1 protein-coding gene is annotated in these 850 nt (G+C 30.5%); it reads left to right on the forward strand.

The features are described from left to right. Positions 1-149: 149 nt before the first annotated feature. On the forward strand, positions 150-850 hold a 701-nt coding region (locus tag A5N84_RS09255; protein ID WP_143324915.1), incomplete at its 3' end, for a 7 transmembrane receptor.

Here is an 850-nt window from a genome sequence, read left to right on the forward strand (position 1 = left end):
GCAGCATAAAGATAAAAACAGCTGTGATTACCTCATTATTTGCACAAGAATTATTTTAATACGTTGATTTTGTTGGCTATAAATACCCTTATTAAGATTAATAAAGTGTTATACTAGAGGATAAATATTTAATACTTGTCTGGATTGCTATGCATAACCTCAGTGAAGAGCAGCTCACTAAGCTCTATAAACAATATCAAAAAGCTGATGAACGACGTGAGGAAATTCGTCTAAAAAATGAACTTCTTTTTGAAGTAATCAGTAAAAAATATGGGGATCTTTCTAACAAATTTCTCATAGTATCATTGGTTATTTTTATACCACATTGCATGGTTTGCGCTTCAATTTTTCTTTTTGACGATGTGCAGGCTGTAAATCAAGCGATTTATAATGCGCTTACCGCTGTTTATATTCCGATGTACAGATCAACAGGTTGGAATCTTAATTATATTTCTGCTTTTATATTTAATTTGATTTGGATTTATCTGCATTTTAAAAAAGCAAAAGAGGAAAATCTTTTATTCTCAAATAGTCTTGAAATGAGATTTACAGGATTTTGGGGCTTTTTTAAACTTCTTGGCGCAAGAATATTAGTGTTATTTGTAATGGGTATTTTTATTATAGTTGCCTATGCTTCACCAATGCTCCCCCATAGTAGCAGATGTGGCGTGCGTTCTTTATGTTGGTTACAAACTGAAGACCAATTTTATTATAGTGTGTTTATTTCCTATATAGCATTTTGGATGATAAACTTTCTCATAATTTTTTCCATGGTGTGTTTATTGGGTACAAAAAAGCAGAGAAATTTAAAATACAAGCAATTTAACATAGATTTAAAATATCAAGAATA

This window comes from Rappaport israeli, assembly GCF_001888055.1.
GTDB classification, from domain to species: Bacteria; Pseudomonadota; Gammaproteobacteria; order Cardiobacteriales; family Cardiobacteriaceae; genus Rappaport; species Rappaport israeli.